The sequence below is a fragment of the Streptomyces sp. NPDC005017 genome (genome assembly GCF_042873115.1).
GTDB lineage: Bacteria > Actinomycetota > Actinomycetes > Streptomycetales > Streptomycetaceae > Streptomyces.
The window spans coordinates 28361-46795 of record NZ_JBIALD010000033.1 but is presented as its reverse complement, the minus strand read 5'-3'; the positions used below and the strand labels follow the sequence as shown (position 1 = coordinate 46795).

General features: G+C 72.6%; 16 protein-coding genes. 9 read left to right on the top strand and 7 right to left on the bottom strand.

Annotated features, from left to right (window positions below; genetic code table 11):
- Window positions 1–92: 92 nt before the first annotated feature.
- On the top strand, window positions 93–338 hold the full coding sequence (locus ACFYR0_RS33845; RefSeq protein WP_389336819.1) for a WhiB family transcriptional regulator: 246 nt from the start codon (window positions 93–95) through the stop codon (window positions 336–338).
- Window positions 339–889: 551 nt separating this feature from the next.
- Here ACFYR0_RS33845 and ACFYR0_RS33840 read toward each other — a convergent pair.
- From ACFYR0_RS33840 to ACFYR0_RS33825, 4 genes are all read right to left on the bottom strand, one after another.
- Window positions 890–1864: an acyl-ACP desaturase gene (locus ACFYR0_RS33840; RefSeq protein ID WP_389336816.1), complete on the bottom strand. Its 975-nt coding sequence runs from the start codon at window positions 1862–1864 to the stop codon at window positions 890–892.
- A 250-nt stretch (window positions 1865–2114) separates the two neighbouring features.
- A complete protein-coding gene (gene ddaH / locus ACFYR0_RS33835; protein WP_389336812.1) occupies window positions 2115–2891 on the bottom strand; it encodes a dimethylargininase in 777 nt (258 codons plus the stop codon).
- A 192-nt stretch (window positions 2892–3083) separates the two neighbouring features.
- On the bottom strand, window positions 3084–4706 hold the full coding sequence (locus ACFYR0_RS33830) for an ABC-F family ATP-binding cassette domain-containing protein (RefSeq protein WP_389336809.1): 1623 nt from the start codon (window positions 4704–4706) through the stop codon (window positions 3084–3086).
- 420 nt (window positions 4707–5126) lie between these two features.
- Window positions 5127–5543, bottom strand: a complete 417-nt coding sequence (locus ACFYR0_RS33825; protein ID WP_386378335.1) for an SsgA family sporulation/cell division regulator — start codon at window positions 5541–5543, stop codon at window positions 5127–5129.
- A gap of 227 nt (window positions 5544–5770) precedes the next feature.
- Here ACFYR0_RS33825 and ACFYR0_RS33820 point away from each other — a divergent pair, with 227 nt between their 5' ends.
- Window positions 5771–6892, top strand: a complete 1122-nt coding sequence (locus tag ACFYR0_RS33820; RefSeq protein WP_389336806.1) for a WD40/YVTN/BNR-like repeat-containing protein — start codon at window positions 5771–5773, stop codon at window positions 6890–6892.
- 122 nt (window positions 6893–7014) lie between these two features.
- On the opposite strand, the gene ACFYR0_RS33815 is transcribed toward ACFYR0_RS33820, so the two are convergent.
- The gene (locus ACFYR0_RS33815) at window positions 7015–7311 is read right to left on the bottom strand and encodes a YciI family protein (RefSeq protein WP_389336803.1); all 297 of its coding nucleotides are present in this window, start codon (window positions 7309–7311) and stop codon (window positions 7015–7017) included.
- Between the two features lie 63 nt (window positions 7312–7374).
- On the opposite strand from ACFYR0_RS33815, the gene ACFYR0_RS33810 reads away from it, so the two are divergent.
- Window positions 7375–8067, top strand: a complete 693-nt coding sequence (locus ACFYR0_RS33810; protein ID WP_389336800.1) for an endonuclease V — start codon at window positions 7375–7377, stop codon at window positions 8065–8067.
- 249 nt (window positions 8068–8316) lie between these two features.
- On the opposite strand, the gene ACFYR0_RS33805 is transcribed toward ACFYR0_RS33810, so the two are convergent.
- Window positions 8317–9495, bottom strand: a complete 1179-nt coding sequence (locus ACFYR0_RS33805) for a saccharopine dehydrogenase family protein (RefSeq protein ID WP_389336797.1) — start codon at window positions 9493–9495, stop codon at window positions 8317–8319.
- 91 nt (window positions 9496–9586) lie between these two features.
- Between ACFYR0_RS33805 and ACFYR0_RS33800 the strand changes: the two genes are divergently transcribed.
- From ACFYR0_RS33800 to ACFYR0_RS33780, 5 genes are all read left to right on the top strand, one after another.
- Window positions 9587–9967, top strand: coding sequence for an MmcQ/YjbR family DNA-binding protein (locus tag ACFYR0_RS33800; RefSeq protein ID WP_389336794.1), 381 nt, complete (start codon window positions 9587–9589; stop codon window positions 9965–9967).
- A 401-nt stretch (window positions 9968–10368) separates the two neighbouring features.
- Window positions 10369–11523, top strand: a complete 1155-nt coding sequence (locus tag ACFYR0_RS33795) for a CaiB/BaiF CoA transferase family protein (protein WP_389336791.1) — start codon at window positions 10369–10371, stop codon at window positions 11521–11523.
- A gap of 11 nt (window positions 11524–11534) precedes the next feature.
- The gene (locus ACFYR0_RS33790; RefSeq protein ID WP_389336788.1) at window positions 11535–12749 is read left to right on the top strand and encodes an acetyl-CoA C-acetyltransferase; all 1215 of its coding nucleotides are present in this window, start codon (window positions 11535–11537) and stop codon (window positions 12747–12749) included.
- A 36-nt stretch (window positions 12750–12785) separates the two neighbouring features.
- On the top strand, window positions 12786–14966 hold the full coding sequence (locus ACFYR0_RS33785) for a 3-hydroxyacyl-CoA dehydrogenase NAD-binding domain-containing protein (protein ID WP_389336785.1): 2181 nt from the start codon (window positions 12786–12788) through the stop codon (window positions 14964–14966).
- Between the two features lie 177 nt (window positions 14967–15143).
- Window positions 15144–16457, top strand: coding sequence for a glycoside hydrolase domain-containing protein (locus tag ACFYR0_RS33780; protein ID WP_389336782.1), 1314 nt, complete (start codon window positions 15144–15146; stop codon window positions 16455–16457).
- A 13-nt stretch (window positions 16458–16470) separates the two neighbouring features.
- Here the strand turns inward: ACFYR0_RS33780 and ACFYR0_RS33775 are convergent, their stop codons facing one another.
- Window positions 16471–17175 (bottom strand): MerR family transcriptional regulator, encoded by a 705-nt coding sequence (locus ACFYR0_RS33775; protein WP_389336779.1) that lies wholly within the window; start codon window positions 17173–17175, stop codon window positions 16471–16473.
- Window positions 17176–17380: 205 nt separating this feature from the next.
- Here ACFYR0_RS33775 and ACFYR0_RS33770 point away from each other — a divergent pair, with 205 nt between their 5' ends.
- Window positions 17381–18430: an oxidoreductase gene (locus tag ACFYR0_RS33770; RefSeq protein ID WP_389336776.1), complete on the top strand. Its 1050-nt coding sequence runs from the start codon at window positions 17381–17383 to the stop codon at window positions 18428–18430.
- The last annotated feature ends 5 nt before the right edge of the window (window positions 18431–18435 follow it).

Sequence of the window (18435 nt, the reverse complement as noted above, 5' to 3'; positions counted from 1 at the left end):
GGGTGCATCATCAACGCGCGCCGTGGCTGCGGGCCCGTCGCGTTGATGAGGCGTTGATCGAACGTTTCGCGCCGCGCGGCACGATCTCGTCCATGCACACCGACACGCTCTCCCCGACCGGCCCCGCCTGGCAGGCCCAGGCCCTGTGCGCGCAGACCGGGGCGGACTTCTTCTTCCCCGAGCCCGGCAGCTCGGTCCGCGAGGCCAAGCGGATCTGCGGCATGTGCGACACCCGCGCGGCCTGCCTCGAATACGCCCTCACCCACGACGAACGCTTCGGCGTCTGGGGCGGCCTCTCCGAAAAAGAACGCCTACACCTCCGCCGCACCCCCAGCTGACCCACCGCCCCACCCTCGAAGGAACGCGGGCCTGTATCAACCTGCGGCTCCGCCGCGCGGTCGCAAACCGGTGCCGCAACCGGGCGGTGGCTCTCCGGCCAGCCTTCGGCCCAACCGCCCCTGACTCAAGGGGCGCGGGCCTGTATCAACCTGCGGCTCCGCCGCGCGGGCGCAGACCAAGGCCGCAACGGGGCAGTGGCTCTCCGGCAAACCTCAGCTCAACCGCCCATTGAGGGGCGCGGGCCTGTATCAACCTGCGGCTCCGCCGCGTGGGCGCAGACCAAGGCCGCAACGGGGCAGTGGCTCTCCGGCAAACCTCGGCTCAACCGCCCATTGAGGGGCGCGGGCCTGTATCAACCTGCGGCTCCGCCGCGTGGGCGCAGACCAAGGCCGCAACGGGGCAGTGGCTCTCCGGCAAACCTCGGCTCAACCGCCCATTGAGGGGCGCGGGGAACTGCGCGACCAGCCACAGCCCACCCGCACCCGCCCACGGCGAAACCGCACCCGCCCCAGGCGAAACCGCACCGCTTCCCCGCGAAGGGGACCGAACCTCACCCAGCCGCCCGCGCAGCCATCCGCGCCTTACGAGCCGCAAGCTTCTCGTCGAACTTAGAGGCCTCCGCGTCGAGCCCGCCCATGAACAGCCCCAGCTCCTCCTGCGCCTGCAGCCCCTCGGGCCCGAGCCCGTCGATCTCCATGATCTTCAGGAAGCGCAGCACGGGCTGCAGCACGTCGTCATGGTGGATCCGCAGGTTGTACACCTCGCCGATGGCCATCTGCGCCGCGGCCCGCTCGAAGCCGGGAATGCCGTGCCCGGGCATCCGGAAGTCGACCACGACGTCCCGCACGGCCTGCATGGTCAGATCGGGCGCGAGCTCGAACGCCGACTTCAGCAGATTCCGGTAGAACACCATGTGCAGGTTCTCGTCGGTCGCGATCCGCGCGAGCATCCGGTCGCAGACCGGGTCCCCGGACTGATGGCCGGTGTTGCGGTGGGAGATCCGGGTGGCCAGCTCCTGGAAGGCCACGTACGCGATGGAGTGCAGCATCGAGTGCCGGTTGTCCGACTCGAAGCCCTCGCTCATGTGCGACATGCGGAAACGTTCGAGCTGGTCCGGGTCCACCGCCCGGGAGGCCAGCAGATAGTCGCGCATGACGATGCCGTGCCGCCCCTCCTCCGCCGTCCAGCGGTGCACCCACGTGCCCCACGCGCCCTCCCGCCCGAACAGCGTGGCGATCTCGTGGTGGTAGCTCGGCAGGTTGTCCTCGGTCAGCAGGTTGACCACCAGCGCGATCCTGCCGACCTCGGTGACCTTGGACTGGTCCTTCGCCCAGGCCTCCCCGTCCTCGAAGAACCCGGGGAAGTTACGGGCGTCGCCGAACGGGACGTACTCGTGCGGCATCCAGTCCTTGGCGATCTTGAGGTGCCGGTTCAGCTCCTTCTCGACCACTTCCTCCAACGCGTACAACAGCCGGGCGTCGGTCCACACGGAAGGGCTGCCGAGATGGGGAGAAGCGATCGTCACGGGTACTCCAGGGGACGCAGAGCAAATCGGGGGTGCTCCCCAGGCCCTCGGGGCGCTGGGGGAGGAGCGCGCGGGGCGCGGCGCCAGAACCTACGGGATCGTAGGCTACGAATCCGTAGGTTACGAAGCCGTAGGTTAAGAACGCGGTAAAGAACCCCTTCAAGATCCCTGGTCAGCGGCCTCGTGCGGGCATACGAATCAGCCCCGGGACCCGCAGGTCCCAGGGCTGGACGGTGATCGGGTCACCCGGTCAGACGTACAGCTCCCGCAGCCGCACCGAGAGGCACGTCACACACCCCTCGAGCTTCTCGAACTCGCTGATGTCGACCACGACCGGCGAGTAACCGAGGGAGCGGTACAGCTCGGCCGTCTTCGGCGCGCTCGCCGCCATCAGCAGCTTGTCGCCGCCGAGCAGCACCACATGCGCCCCGGACTCCTCCGGAACCGGCAGGAAGCGCCCGAAGAGCGAGGGCTGGTCCATCATCGGGATGTGCCCGACGACCGTCCCGTCCGGCAGCGCCGTGACCGCCGACTTCAGGTGCAGCACCTTGGACACCGGCACCGCGACCACCCGCGCCCCGAGCGGCTCGAAGGCGGCGCGCAGCTGCTGCACGCCGTCCGCGTTGGTCCGCCCGCCCCGGCCCACGAAGATCGTGTCGCCGATCTTCAGCACGTCGCCGCCGTCCAGCGTGCCGGGCTCCCAGACCCAGTTCACCGAGCAGCCGAGCGAGGCGACGGCCTCCTCGACCGCGGCGGTCTCCGCGCGCCGGGACTCGGCCCCGGGCCGCGAGATCAGTGCCACGTTCCGGTACATCACGACCGTGTCCTCGACGAACACCGCGTCCGGGCAGTCGTCCGCCGGGTCCACCTCGACGGTCTCCCAGCCGTTCTCGCGCAGCGCCTCGGTGTACGCCTCCCACTGCTCGGCCGCCAGGCCGGCGTCGACCTCGGCGCGCTCGATGTGCGTGACGAGGCCCTCGGCGAGCCGGGGGCCGGGGCGGCGGACGAGTGCTTTCCTGCTGGGCACGAGGGGATCTCCGTATCGGGTGGGGCGTCACCGGCGCCGCGCGTCCGCGCCGGAGGAGTCATCATGCACAGGCCGCACGCGGGGACAAAACCCTCGTCGTCGACCTGTGGCCCTCCTGAGATACTCGGCAGTAACAGACGGTACGGGCGCGAGCGGCTCCCGCCACCGCCCGCGTCCCGCCACCCGTTCGCCCTAGGCGGGATCCGCCACCTCCTCCGGAGTGACCTCCCGCAGCTCCCCGTCCAGCATCAGCCAGCGCGTGATGCCGAGGGACTCCAGGAAGGGCAGGTCGTGACTGGCCACGACCAGGGCGCCCTCGTACGACTCCAGGGCCGTGGTGAGCTGCCGGACGCTCGCCATGTCCAGGTTGTTCGTCGGCTCGTCCAGCATCAGCAGCTGCGGCGCAGGCTCGGCCAGCATCAGCGCGGCCAGGGCCGCCCGGAAACGCTCGCCGCCGGACAGCGTGCCCGCCTGCTGGTCCGCGCGGGCGCCCCGGAACAGGAAGCGGGCCAGCCGTGCCCGGACCCGGTTGTTGGTGGCGCCCGGCGCGAACCGGGCCACGTTCTCGGCGACCGTCAGTGCGTCGTCGAGCACGTCCAGCCGCTGCGGCAGAAAGCGGTGCGGCACATGGGCCAGTACCTCGCCCGACACCGGCGCCAGCTCTCCGGCGATCGTGCGCAGCAGCGTCGTCTTGCCCGCGCCGTTGCGCCCGATCAGCGCCACCCGCTCCGGCCCGCGCAGATCCAGCCCGCCCGCCACCCGCCCGGCGTGGGCCAGCTCCAGCTCCCGGAGCATCAGCACCTCGCGGCCCGGCGGTACGGCCGTGTACGGCAGGTCGACACGGATCTCGTCGTCGTCCCGTACGGCCTCCACCGCCTCGTCGAGCCGGTCCCTCGCCTCGGCGAGCTTCTCCTCGTGCATGATCCGGTGCTTGCCCGCGGACTCCTGGGCGGCCCGCTTGCGCGCCCCCATGACGATCTTCGGTTCGCGCTTGGTGTCCCACATCTTCTGGCCGTAGCGCTTGCGGCGGGCCAGTTTGAGGTGGGCGTCGGCCAGTTCGCGCTTCTGCTTGCGCAGATCGGACTCGGCCACCCGCACCATCCGCTCGGCGGCGTCCTGTTCGACGGCGAGGGCCTCCTCGTAGTCGGAGTAGTTACCGCCGTACCAGGTGACCTCTCCCGAGCGCAGGTCCGCGATCTGGTCGACCAGGTCGAGCAGTTCACGGTCGTGGCTGACCACGACCAGGACGCCCGGCCAGGACCGCACGGCCTCGTACAGCCTTCGGCGCGCGTACAGGTCGAGGTTGTTCGTCGGCTCGTCCAGCAGCAGTACGTCCGGGCGGCGCAGCAGGAGTGCCGCGAGGCGCAGCAGCACCGTCTCGCCGCCCGACAGTTCGCCCGTCGTGCGGTCCAGGCCGATGTGGCCGAGCCCGAGTTCGCCGAGCGTGGCGAGCGCGCGCTCCTCCACGTCCCAGTCGTCGCCGACCGTCTCGAAGTGCTCCTCGGACACGTCACCGGCCTCGATGGCGTGCAGCGCGGCCCGTTGCGCGGTGATGCCGAGCACCTGGTCGACCTTCAGCGAGGTGTCGAGGGTGACGTTCTGCGGGAGATGTCCGACCTCGCCCGCGACGCGCACGGTGCCCTCGGACGGGGCGAGTTCACCGGCGATCAGTTTCAGCAGGGTCGACTTCCCGGCCCCGTTGACGCCGACGAGTCCGGTCCGCCCGGGGCCGAAGGAGACGTCGAGCTCTTCCAGGACAGGGGTGCCGTCGGACCAGGAGAACGACAGGGAGTTGCAGGTGATCGAAGTATGCATACGGGGCCTCCGCGAATGCGTGACGGTTCAGGGCAGACGCGTGTCGAGACACCGGGAGGCGGCGACCGATACCCCAGGGCGGGGGAGAGGCCGGGCATGGGAAAAGCCCTGCTTCGTCGGGACGGCTCGAACGCCGAGGTCGCACGCGGCGCACACCTCACGGGTGTGACGCGGTGTCTCGGGACCTCAGACGAGCAACGTCCTTCTCCAATCGACGACAACAGGACCGGGATCAACCGTAGGAGACGGCCCTGCGGCCGTCAACGGAATTACGGCGGGGTGCGCGGCGGGCGACCGACCGCCCGAGGCGGAGGGCAGGGCCGGGAGCGGCCGACGAGGTCACCGGGCGGCGGTCCGGATCGGTAGCAGTCCGGATCGGCAGCCGTCCGGGTAAGCAGGTATCCGGATCAGCCGCCAGGATCAGCAGGCGTCGCGCATCAGCTCCGCGAGATCGTGGTCCAGGTCGATCATGAGGTGCTCGTGGCCCACCGGCACCAGCGCGTCCGTCGCGGCCAGGAAGTCGCGCACGTCGCCCGAGTGCAGATGCACCACGGCCGTGCCCTCCGGCGCGTGGAACTCCAGCTCGGTGCGCTCGTAGCCGTAGGGCCTGACCCGGACGTCCCCGTACCCCTCGGAGCCCGTCAGACCCGCCGCCAGCAGGTCGCGGGAGAAGGTCCAGCAGACCTCGACGCCCTCCAGGGTGGCCTCCGCCGGGAAGATCATGTGGACGGCGAACGGGTCGCACGGGTCGTAGTGCAGCGTGGCCGGGATGTGCTGCATCCGAGGCGCTGCGGAGATCAGTCGGGCCTCGACGGGCTGCTCGATCAAGGTGGACAAGGCCTTGCTCCCTTGCGACGGCGGGACGGGTACCGGGTGGATGAGGCCCCTTGATGAAGAAGACGAGCGAACCGGCCATGGCGTGCACCTGGGAGCTCAGTGACCTCTGTCACCGTGTTCCTTCACGGCCGTGACTCACTCCTCCGGCTTTCCGGAGCCGCACGCGCGCGTGGAGGCCCTCTGGACGGGTCCGGGGAGGTCGGCTAGCTTCGCGCGCCATGAGGCGTATGGGGAGCACGCGAGGGACGGGAAGCACGGGACGGGCACGACGAGCGGGCCGGGCGGTGGCCGCGGCGGTGGCGTGCGGGGCGGCGCTGGCCGCGCTCACGGCCGTACCGGCCCAGGCGCACGGCCCGGGGCGGGGGCAGCCGCACTGGGAGCTCAAGGACCTTCAGGACAGCGGGGCGGCCACGGTCCGCTTCCGCGGCCTCTCGGCCGTCAGCGGCCGGGTCGCCTGGGTGTCCGGCAGCGCCGGCACGGTCCTGCGCACCACCGACGGCGGCGAGAGCTGGCGCAACGTCTCTCCGCCGGGCGCGCAGGAGCTCCAGTTCCGGGACATCGAGGCGTTCGACGCCCGGCGGGCGGTGGTGCTCGCGATCGGTGAGGGCGAGAGCTCGCGGGTGTACCGCACCGACGACGGCGGGGCGACCTGGACCGAGTCCTTCCGCAACACCGACGCACGGGCCTTCTACGACTGCCTGGCCTTCTTCGACCGGCGGCACGGCCTGGCGATGAGCGACCCGGTCGACGGCAGGTTCCGCATCCTGTCCACCGGCGACGGCGGCCGCACCTGGCGGGTGCTGCCCGCCGAGGGCATGCCGGCCGCGCTGGAGGGCGAGGCCGGGTTCGCCGCGAGCGGCCAGTGCCTGGTCGCCTCCGGCCCGAAGGACGTCTGGCTCGCCACCGGCGGCGGGGCACGCGCGCGTGTACTGCACTCCGCCGACCGCGGACTGACCTGGACGGCGGCCGACACGCCGGTGCCCGCGGGCGACCCGGCGCGCGGAGTGTTCGCGCTCGCCTTCCGCGACCGCGTGCACGGCCTCGCCGTCGGCGGCGACTACCGCCCCGACCAGGCCTCCCCGCAGGCCGGGGCGCGCACCGCCGACGGCGGCCGCACCTGGCGGCCCGCCGCCGAGCCGCCGCCCGCCTACCGCTCGGGTGTCGCCTGGCTCCCGTACAGCCGCACCGCCGCCCTCGCGGTCGGCCCGACCGGCACCGACCTGACCACCGACGCCGGCCGTACCTGGCGGACCGTGGACACGGGCTCGTACGACACCGTCGACTGCGCGCCGGACCGCAGCTGCTGGGCCTCCGGCGAGAAGGGCCGCGTGGCACGCCTGGAGCGCTGACCGGGAGCGGGCCGGTGCCGCAGACCTGTCGCCAGGACCGGACCGTCGGCGGTGCCCGGACGACGGGCCTGGGGCCCTTCTGACGGATCTCCGCGGCGCCACGGCGATCCGTCAGAAGGGCCCTAGGCTTGCGGCTCCCGGTACCGCTCCAGTCCGGGAGCCGTCCTCGTCGCGACGAACTCCGTGACGCGGTACGCGCACACCCCGGCGGTGACGAACGGGTCGCCCGCGGTGACCCGTTCGATCTCGGCGCGGTCCGGCGCGACGGCGATGATCACACCGCCCTCACGGGGGTTCTTGCGCCCGGACGCCAGGAAACGGCCCTGCGCGTACTGCTCGTCGAGCCAGGCCACATGCGCCGGCAGCACGGCGTCCACGGCCTCCAGCGGTGCGGTGTAGGTCAGTTCCAGTACGAACATGATCGCGAGCCTACTGTCACGGCCGGACGGGCGGACCGGCGGGACCGTACGCTCGTTCCCATCATGACGACGGTAAGCATTCCCGCGGGCTGGCCCGCGACCGAGGAACAAGCCCGCGCGGTGCAGGACGAGTTGCGCGGACGGGTGGTGCTGGACGAGCCGGGACCGCCGCCCGGCACGGGGTACGTCACCGGGGTCGACGTGGCCTACGACGACGAGCGCGACCTCGTCGCCGCGGCGGCCGTGGTGCTGGACGCGGCGAGCCTCGGCGTGGTCGCCGAGACGACCGCGGTGGGCCGGATCTCCTTCCCCTACGTCCCCGGGCTGCTGGCCTTCCGGGAGATCCCGACCGTGCTCGCCGCCCTCGACGCCCTGCCCTGTCCGCCCGGCCTGGTCGTCTGCGACGGCTACGGCCTGGCCCATCCGCGCCGGTTCGGGCTCGCCAGTCACCTGGGCGTGCTGACCGGGCTGCCGACGATCGGCGTCGCCAAGAACCCGTTCACCTTCACCCACGGCGAACTCGCCGCGCCCCGGGGCTCCGTCGCGCCGCTGCTGGCGGACGGGGAGGAGGTCGGCCGCGCCCTGCGCACCCGTGACGGGGTCAAGCCGGTGTACGTCTCCGTGGGCCACCGCGCCCAACTGGACACGGCCTGCGCCCACGTCCTGACCCTCACCCCCCGCTACCGCCTCCCAGAAACCACCCGCCACGCAGACGCCCTATGCCGCCAGGCACTACGCGAGGCAACGCCAAACTGACACCCCAGCCCCCACACCCCAAGGGGCGCGGGGAGCTGCGCGCCCAACCACGACGCCGCGGCACGGGCACACCCGCGCCAGCCCCCACGCACCAAAAGGGGCGCGGGGAACTGCGCGATCAGCCACGACGCCGCGGCACGGGCACACCCGCGCCAGCCCCCACGCACCAAAAGGGGCGCGGGGAACTGCGCAACCAGCTACAACGCCGCGGCACCGCCACACCCACACCGCCGCGTCGAGCGGCCCGGCTCAGCGGACCGCCGCAACCCGGAAGCTGATCCCCGCCCGAGTCAGCCGCCCGATCAGCGCGTCCCCCATCGCCACCGCGGTCGTCACCTGCCCAGCCGCCGGCGGCAGATCGTCGAAGGCGAGAGACAGCGCCGCCTCGGCGAACATCTTGGCCGTCTCGCCGTAACCGGGGTCGCCGCCCGACACCTCGGTGTACACCCGTCGTCCCCCGCCCTCCCCGACGAACCGCACGGAGAACCAGCTCTTCGCCCGCTTCTCGGCGCCGGGCCCCTCGCCGGACCGCAGCCGCCCGGTCAGCCAGCGGCGCGCGGCCGGCACCTGGGCGGCGGCGAACAGCGTGCCGATCGCCGCCGTCCCGCCGATCGCGACCGGCAGATGCCGTACGGCGGCGTAGTGGCGGTAGCGGAAGTCGGGGCCGTACCGCTCCAGCGACCGGGCCGAGCGGCCCACGATCTGCGGGTCGATGGTCGGCAGCGGCAGCGCCCAGGCGTCGACCTCGGCGGCGTAGCGGGGCGCCCCGGTGGGCGTCGACGCCCGGCGGCCCATCAGCCGCGGCTCGTGGCGCCGCCGGTCCCGGGCGGCCGCGAGCATCTGGCGCCCGCGCGCGAACTGGCCGAGCGCCGAGGCGAACGTGCCCCCGGAGAAGCCCGCGTCGGCCGAGACGAAGCCGTCCACGGTCAGCGGCACCCCTTCCGGCAGCTGCTGGACCGTGAAGTAGGCGCCCAGGTCGTGCGGCATGGAGTCGAACCCGCAGGCGTGCACCAGACGGGCGCCGGTCTCCCGCGCACGGGCGTCGTGCCGGACGTACATCAGGTCCACGAACTCCGGCTCCCCGGTGATGTCCAGGTAGTCGGTGCCCGCGTCCGCGCAGGCGGCGACCAGCGCCTCGCCGTGGAGCACGAAGGGCCCGACGGTCGTCGCGACCACGCGCGCCTGTGCGGCCAGCGCGCGCAGGGACTCCGGGTCGGCCACGTCGGCGACCAGCAGGCCCACCTTGTCGCCGCCGGGCAGCCCTTCGCGCAGCCGTTCCAGCCTGCCCTCGTCGCGGGCGGCGACCGCCCAGCGCAGTCCCTCGGGCGCGTTCGTCGCGAGGTACTCGGCGGTGAGCCTCCCCACGAAGCCGGTGGCTCCGAAGAGCACGATGTCGTACGGACGTTCCGCCTTGTTCAGCCTGCTCATGACACCCCTCGATCCCGCGGCTCGCGCCGTTGTCGGTGGCTGAGGCTAGCGTGAGAGGTGCGGAGCCCGACGACGAGGCCGGAGGTGCGCGGTGGCGGTGGCCGGAAGTGCCCTGAAGAAGTGGGAGAAAGTGCGAGAGTTCGCCCTCGGGCTGCCGGGCGCCGCCGAGGACTTCCCCTGGGGGGAGACGGTCGTCAAGGTCAACAAGAAGGTGTTCGTCTTCCTCGGCGTCACCGACGGCAGCCATCCCCTGGGCGTGACGGTCAAGCTCAAGGACGAGACCACCCACGCCCACGCCATGACCTTCCCCGGCGCCGAACCCGCCGGCTACGGCCTGGGCAAGGCGGGCTGGGTCAGCGTCCCGCTGGCCGGTACGGGCAGCCCGCGGGCCGATCTGGTGTGCGACTGGGTCGAGGAGAGCTACCGCGCGGTCGCGCCGAAGCGGCTGACGGCGGAGCTGGACGCACGCTAGGCCCCTTCCGGCGGATCTCCGCGGCGTGGCGGCACCCGGCACGCACGCCCGCCCGTCGCGGCGCCCGGCACGCACGGCACGCCCGCCCCGCGGCACCCGGCCCGCCCCGCGACACGCGCGACACGCACGGCACGAAGGACCAGGTGGCTCCGCCGCATGACCCTCCACACCGCACACCGATCGCACGCCCCGAACGCCGCTCCTTCTCCCACGCGGATCCGCCGGAAGGGCCCTGGCCCCGCCGGACGAATCCCCGCCCGCCCGGCCCGGGTACTGCCGGGCCGCCCCCTCTCGCCGTAGATTGTCTAAGCGCTTGCTCTTTCGGGTCTTGCCCGGACTGGAACGTGTTCTTAACATCGCTGGTGTTACATCGGTGGTGTCACAAGTGGCTTGGGGGCCGGATGACGACGGCGAAGACGCCGGGGCAGGGCCCGCTCACGGGTGTGCGCGTGGTCGAGCTGGCCGGGATCGGCCCCGGCCCGTTCGCCGCGATGCTGCTGGCCGACCTGGGCGCGGACGTGGTCCGGGTGGACCGCCCCGGCGGCCCCGGCCTCGGGATCGACCCGGCGTACGACGTCACCAACCGCGGCAAGCGGTCGGTGACGGTGGACCTGAAGTCCGCGGACGGCCCCGCGCGCGTGCTCGACCTCGTCGCGCGCGCCGACGTCCTGATCGAGGGCTACCGCCCCGGCGTCGCCGAGCGCCTCGGCGTCGGCCCCGGGGACTGCCACGCCCGCAACCCCGCCCTGGTGTACGCCCGGATGACGGGCTGGGGCCAGGACGGCCCGCTGGCCCGACGCGCGGGCCACGACATCGCGTACATCGCGCTCACCGGCACCCTCGGCATGATCGGCGCCCCCGACGCGCCCCCGGCCGTGCCCGCGAACCTCGTCGGCGACTACGCGGGCGGCTCGCTCTACCTCGTCGTCGGCGTCCTCGCCGCCCTGCACCACGCCCGCGCCACCGGCACCGGCCAGGTCGTCGACGCGGCCATCGTCGACGGCGCGGCCCACCTCGCGTCGATGATCCACGGCATGGTCGCCGCCGGCGGCTGGCAGGACCGGCGCGGCGCCAACCTCCTCGACGGCGGCTGCCCGTACTACGGCACCTACGAGACGGCCGACGGGCGGTACATGGCCGTCGGCGCCCTGGAGAGCCGGTTCTACGACGAGTTCGTCGGGCTCCTCGGCATCCCCGAGCTCGCCCCCGCGCACCAGGACCTCACCCGCTGGGGCGAACTGCGCGAGGCGGTCGCGGCCCGCTTCAAGACCCGTACCCGCGACGAGTGGGCGGCCGTCTTCGAGGGCTCCGACGCGTGCGTGGCGCCCGTGCTGTCGCTGAGCGAGGCCCCGCACCACCCCCACCTGGCCGCCCGCGGCACCTTCACCGACCACGGCGGCATCACCCAGCCCGCCCCCGCGCCCCGCTTCTCCGCCACCCCCACCACCGTCCGCGGCGGCCCCGCCCTGCCCGGCGCCGACACCGCGGACGTGGCCCGGGACTGGGACGTACCACGACTGACGACCGAATCCTCCGCGCCCCGAAACCCTCGTTGAAAGGCCTCCACGTGAGCACCGAAGCGTACGTGTACGACGCGATCCGCACCCCGCGCGGGCGCGGCAAGGCGAACGGCGCCCTGCACGGCACGAAGCCCATCGACCTGGTCGTCGGACTCATCCACGAGATCCGCGACCGCTTCCCCGGCCTGGACCCCGCCGCCGTCGACGACATCGTGCTCGGTGTCGTCGGCCCGGTCGGCGACCAGGGCTCCGACATCGCCCGGATCGCGGCCATCGCCGCCGGGCTGCCGGACACCGTCGCGGGTGTCCAGGAGAACCGCTTCTGTGCCTCCGGCCTGGAGGCCGTCAACCTGGCCGCCATGAAGGTCCGTTCGGGCTGGGAGGACCTGGTGCTGGCCGGCGGCGTGGAGTCCATGTCGCGGGTGCCGATGGCCTCCGACGGCGGCGCCTGGTTCAACGACCCGATGACCAACCTCGAGGTCAACTTCGTGCCGCAGGGCATCGGCGCCGACCTCATCGCCACCATCGAGGGCTTCTCCCGGCGCGACGTCGACGAGTACGCGGCCCTGTCGCAGGAGCGTGCCGCGGCCGCCGTCAAGGACGGCCGTTTCGCCCGTTCCGTCGTGCCCGTGAAGGACCGGGCCGGGCTCACGGTCCTCGACCACGACGAGTTCCTGCGCCCCGGCACCACCGCCGACTCCCTGGCGAAGCTGAAGCCGTCCTTCGCGGACATCGGCGAGCTGGGCGGTTTCGACGCGGTCGCGCTGCAGAAGTACCACTGGGTCGAGAAGATCGACCACGTCCACCACGCGGGCAACTCCTCCGGCATCGTCGACGGCGCCTCCCTCGTCGCGATCGGCTCCAAGGAGGTCGGTGAGCGCTACGGGATGACCCCGCGTGCGCGGATCGTCTCCGCCGCCGTCTCCGGCTCCGAGCCGACCATCATGCTCACCGGCCCCGCCCCGGCCACCCGCAAGGCGCTCGCCAAGGCGGGCCTGACCATCGACGACATCGACCTGGTCGAGATCAACGAGGCGTTCGCCGCGGTGGTCCTGCGCTTCGTCAGGGACATGGGCCTGTCGCTGGACAAGGTCAACGTCAACGGCGGCGCCATCGCGCTGGGCCACCCCCTCGGCGCCACCGGCGCGATGATCCTCGGCACCCTCGTCGACGAGCTGGAGCGCCAGGACAAGCGCTACGGCCTCGCCACGCTCTGCGTGGGCGGCGGCATGGGCATCGCCACCGTCATCGAGCGTCTCTGACCCCTTCCCGACGGATTCCTACGGAGCAACCTCCTCATGAGCACTGAGTCCACGACCATCCGCTGGGAACAGGACGAGACCGGCGTCGTCACCCTCGTCCTCGACGACCCCGACCAGTCCGCCAACACCATGAACGCGGCGTTCCGCGCCTCCCTGGCCGCGACCGCCGACCGCCTGGAGGCCGAGAAGGACTCCGTCCGCGGTGTCATCATCACCTCGGCCAAGAAGACCTTCTTCGCGGGCGGCGACCTGCGCGACCTCATCCGGGTCACGCCCGACACCGCGCGGCAGCTGTTCGACGGCGGCCTGGAGATCAAGCGCAACCTGCGCCGCATCGAGACCCTCGGCAAGCCCGTCGTCGCCGCCATCAACGGCGCCGCCCTGGGCGGCGGTTACGAACTCGCCCTGGCCTGCCACCACCGTGTCGCCCTGGACACCCCCGGCACCAGGATCGGCTGTCCCGAGGTCACCCTCGGCCTGCTCCCCGGCGGCGGTGGCGTCGCCCGGACCGTACGACTGCTCGGCATCGCCGACGCCCTGCTGAAGGTCCTCCTCCAGGGCACCCAGTACAACGCCCGGCGCGCCCAGGAGAACGGCCTGGTCCACGAGGTCGCCGCCTCGCGGGAGGAACTGCTGGCCAAGGCGCGCGCGTTCATCGACGCCAACCCCGAGGCCAGGCAGCCCTGGGACGTGCCCGGTTACCGCATCCCCGGCGGCACCCCGTCGAACCCGAAGTTCGCCGCCAACCTCCCGGCCTTCCCCGCCACCCTGCGCAAGCAGACGGCGGGCGCCCCCTACCCGGCCCCGCGCAACATCCTCGCCGCGGCCGTCGAGGGCGCCCAGGTCGACTTCGAGACCGCCCAGGTGATCGAGGCCCGCTACTTCGTGGAACTGGCCGCCGGGCAGACCTCGAAGAACATGATCCAGGCCTTCTTCTTCGACCTCCAGGCCGTCAACTCCGGCGCCAACCGCCCCAAGGGCATCGAGCCCCGCCCGGTCCGCAGGGTCGCCGTGCTCGGCGCCGGGATGATGGGCGCGGGCATCGCCTACTCCTGCGCCCGCGCCGGCATCGACGTCGTCCTCAAGGACGTCACCGCGGAAGCCGCCGCCAAGGGCAAGCAGTACTCCGAGAAGCTCTGCGCCAAGGCCGTCTCGCGCGGGCGCACCACCCAGGAGAAGGCCGACGCCCTCCTCGCCCGCATCACGCCCACCGCCGAGGCCGCCGACCTTGCCGGCTGCGACGCCGTCATCGAAGCCGTGTTCGAGGACACCGCCCTCAAGCACAAGGTGTTCCAGGAGATCCAGGACGTCGTGGAGCCCGACGCGCTGCTGTGCTCCAACACCTCCACCCTGCCGATCACCGCGCTCGCCGAGGGCGTCGAGCGCCAGGAGGACTTCATCGGGCTGCACTTCTTCTCGCCCGTGGACAAGATGCCGCTGGTCGAGATCATCAGGGGCGAGCGCACCGGCGACGAGGCCCTCGCCCGCGCCTTCGACCTGGTCCGCCAGATCAACAAGACGCCGATCGTCGTCAACGACTCCCGCGGCTTCTTCACCTCCCGGGTCATCGGCCACTTCATCAACGAGGGCGTCGCGATGGTCGGCGAGGGCATCGAGCCCGCCTCGGTCGAGCAGGCCGCGGCGCAGGCCGGCTACCCGGCCAAGGTGCTGTCGCTGATGGACGAGTTGACCCTCACCCTGCCCCGCAAGATCCGCAAGGAGACCCGGGCCGCGGTCGAGGAGGCGGGCGGCACCTGGGTGGCCCACCCCGCCGACACCGTCATCGACCGCATGGTCGACGAGTTCGGCCGCCCCGGCCGCAGCGGCGGCGCCGGCTTCTACGACTACGCCGAGGACGGCGGCCGCGGGCTCCTGTGGCCGGGCCTGCGCGAGCACTTCACCAAGCCGGACGCCGCGATCCCGTTCCGCGACATGCAGGAACGCATGCTGTTCGCCGAGGCCCTGGACACCGTCCGGCTGCTGGAGGAGGGCGTGCTGACCTCCGTCGCCGACGCCAACATCGGCTCCATCCTCGGCATCGGCTTCCCCGGCTGGACCGGCGGCGTGCTCCAGTACATCAACGGCTACGACGGCGGCCTGCCCGGCTTCGTGGCCCGCGCGCGGGAACTCGCCGACCGCTACGGCGACCGCTTCACCCCGCCCGCGCTGCTCGTCGAGAAGGCCGGCAACGGCGGGACCTTCACCGACGCGCGCTGACGCGACGCACCGTCGCGGCCCCGGCGACCACCTCGCCGGGGCCGCAGTGCATCAACTTCGTAATAGGGCTGGAACAGGACGGCACGACCTCTTGCCGCGAGAGGGGCAAAGGCCAACTCTGGGGCCAAAATCCATCGCGCGCCCTGGGGGGCCGTCATGTCGCATCTGCGCCCTGCCATGCGAAGACTCACCGCCGTCCTCGCCGTCTGCGTGCTGGGCCCGGCCGCCGTTCTGGTGGCCGCCCCCGCCGCCTCCGCCGAACCGGCAACTCCCGTCACCTATCCGGCGGGCGCGACCGCGACCCGCTACTCAGGCCTCGCCTTCGACGCGTGCACCGCCCAGCCGCTCGACTCGATCAAGGCCTGGAACGCCTCGCCGTACCGCGCCGTCGGTGTCTACGTCTCCGGCGTCAACCGCACCTGCCGCCAGCCCGAGTTGACGTCCTCCTGGGTGGCCTCGGTGTCCAGGCTGAGGTGGCGGCTGCTCCCCGTCCACAAGGGGCTGCAACCGCCCTGCGGAGCCCGCCCGGGCGACGCCAAGATCAGCAGGATCCCGGCCACCGCCCGTTCCCAGGGCGTCGCCGCCGCGACCGAGGCCGTCAAGGCGGCCAAGGCCCTCGGCATGCTGCCCGGCAGCGCCCTCTACAACGACATCGAGCACTACAGCCAGACCGACAGCACCTGCCGCACGGCCGTCCTCACCTACGTCTCCGCCTGGACCAGGGAACTGCACCGCGTCGGCTGGGTCTCAGGCGTCTACATGAACCTCAACCTCGGGGCCAAGCAGCTCTCCGACGTCTACACCTCCACCGCCTACGCCCGCCCCGACGCCCTGTGGATCGCCCGCTACGACGGCGTCGACTCCCTCAAGGGCTGGACGAACATCGCCGACTCCAAGTGGGCCCGCCACCAGCGCGCCAAGCAGTTCCGGGGCAGCCACGACGAGACGTACGGCGGTGTCACGATCAACATCGACACCAACCGCCTCGACACACCCGTCGCCACGGTCGCCTACTCCTACAAGGCCACCAGCACGACCCCGCTCAACGCCCGCACCGGCCCCGGCACGAGCTACCCGGTCGCCGCGACCTACGCCCCCGGCGCCGCCCTCAAGGTCGTCTGCCAGACACCCGGCACCAAGGTCGGCACCACCAGTGTCTGGAACAAGCTCAGCAGCGGCCAGTACGTCACCGACCACTACGTCGACACCCCGTCCACCACCGGCTACAGCGCCCCGCTGCCGCGCTGCTCCTACCCCTACCAGGCCACCGCCACGGGCGGTCTGACCGAGCGCAGCGGCCCCGGCAACGGCTACGCGGCCGTCGGCACCCTGCCGAACGGCGGCCTCGCCTGGGTCACCTGCCAGCGGGCCGGCACCCGGGTCGGCACGTCCTCGGTGTGGAACCGCCTGGACAACGGCCACTACGTCGCCGACCACTATGTGGCGACGCCGAGCTCCACCTCGTACAGCAAGCCCGTCCCGCGCTGCTGAACGGGCCGGCCGATCACGCGCGTGGCTCGCTGAGCCACGCGCGCAGCTCCTCCCGCAGCGACCGCTGAAACGTCGTCAGCAGAGCCTGTACGACGAGCGGATGCATGTGCGCGGACAGCGACTTCACCTCCTGCGGGGCGCGTTCGGCGACCGCCTCCCGCAGGAGCCGCGACAGTTCACCGGCCGCGGCCCGCGAGTGGGCGATCAGCGCGGTGCGCGCGGCCAGGATCGTCTCCTGCGACAGCGGTACGTCGAGCATCTCCACGCCGAGCCGCAGCAGCCCGGCGTCCACCCGGAAACGGCCGTCGTCCTCGCGGGCGAGCACGTCCAGCGCCACCAGCCGCTCCACGTCCTCGTCGCCGAGCTCCCGGCCGGCCAGCCGCCCCAGCTCCTCCCGGGACACCGACTCCACCGCCTCCGGGGCCCAGGAGGCCACCACGGCCCGGTGGATGGCCAGGTCGTGCGCGCTCAGGCCGGGCGGCAGCGCGCTGAGACGGCGCTCGATCGCGGCCAGCGTCATGCCCTGGCGCTGGAGCTCCTCGATCAGCGCCAGCCGCGCCAGATGCCCCGGACCGTAGTGCCCCACCCGACGCGGACCGATCACCGGGGGCGGCAGCAGGCCCTTGGTGCCGTAGAACCGCACCGTGCGCACCGTGACGCCCGCGCGCGCGGCCAGCTCGTCGATGGTGAGGGCCGGCTCCCCGGCGTCCGTGGTCATGTGCAGCAGTATCGCTGTCACACCGGTCGCTGTGACACCAGTGGCTGTCCCGTCGGCGAGGTGGAGCCCGCGGGCGGCGCACCAGGGCCACTGTCAGCGGCACCCTCTACGGTGGCGCGCTCAGGATCTCCTGCTCGCCGTCCATGGTCGCCCGTCGTCGGTGGTTTTCCGTCTCGGTGCGCGGATTGCTGGGAATACTCCCTCCATGCCCGCCGCCCACGCGACCTTCGCCCTCGCCCCCGCGATCCGCGCCGGTGGGGTTCTGCCCGACGGTGCCTACCAACTGCACAGGGACTTCGTGGACTTCATCGTCGACGGCCGTCCGCTGCTGTTCCAGCTGTCCGACCTGGACGCGGTGTCCCCGCTCGCCTCGGACGTACCGCCCGCGATCTTCACCGCGCAGGTCCGCGCGCTGCTGCTGGAACCGGAGGCCTCCGCGCCGCTGCCCGGCGGCAGATACGTGATCTACGGCTGCCCCGAGTGCGCGGACCTCGCCTGCGGTGCGGTCACCGCGGTGATCGAGCGCGACGGAGAGGACTACGTCTGGCGGGACTTCGCCTGGCAGACCGAGCCGGAACCCGACCTGGAGCGCAACGGCTACCACGGCATCGGCCCGTTCCGCTTCGCGGGCGAGGAGTACCGCGCGGCGCTGGACGCCCTGACGCACACCGGCGACCGCCGCCGCGTCCTGCTCATCGGCGCCCGCGTGGCCGTCCTGGCCAGGCTCGCGGCGGCCCTGCGCGGCATCGGCATCGGCGCGGACATCACCCGGGACGCCGAGCACGTCCCCGACGAGGAACTGAGCGCCTACGGTGCCGTCGCCTTCGGCCGCGCGATCGGCGAGCCGGAGCGCGCCGCCGTACGCGCCGCCTTCGACCGGGCCGGGGCCGACGTGGCGTACGTCGACGGCCTCGCCCCGGTCGTCCCCCTCCTCGTCGCCCAGATCGAGCAGGCACTGGACCGCGGCCCGGTCGCGCGGCGGCGCCTGAACCGGCTGGAGGCCGCGGACGGCCACCTCTGCGTCGAGGTCAGCTCATCCTGCCGGGTCCGCGTCACGGCGTACCGCCTGGACCGGCTCCACCGGACCCACACCCACGAGATCTTCGACGGCGTACTGGAGCCCGGCCCGCACCGCATCCCGCTGGACGCGAGAGCGACGCGCGGCGAGGCCTTCGTGGTGGCCCGCACCGCCGGGAACGTACTGGTCGCGGCGGTGCGGGACACGGCGGACGGGCGGTCCGGCGCGGCCCATTAGGATCG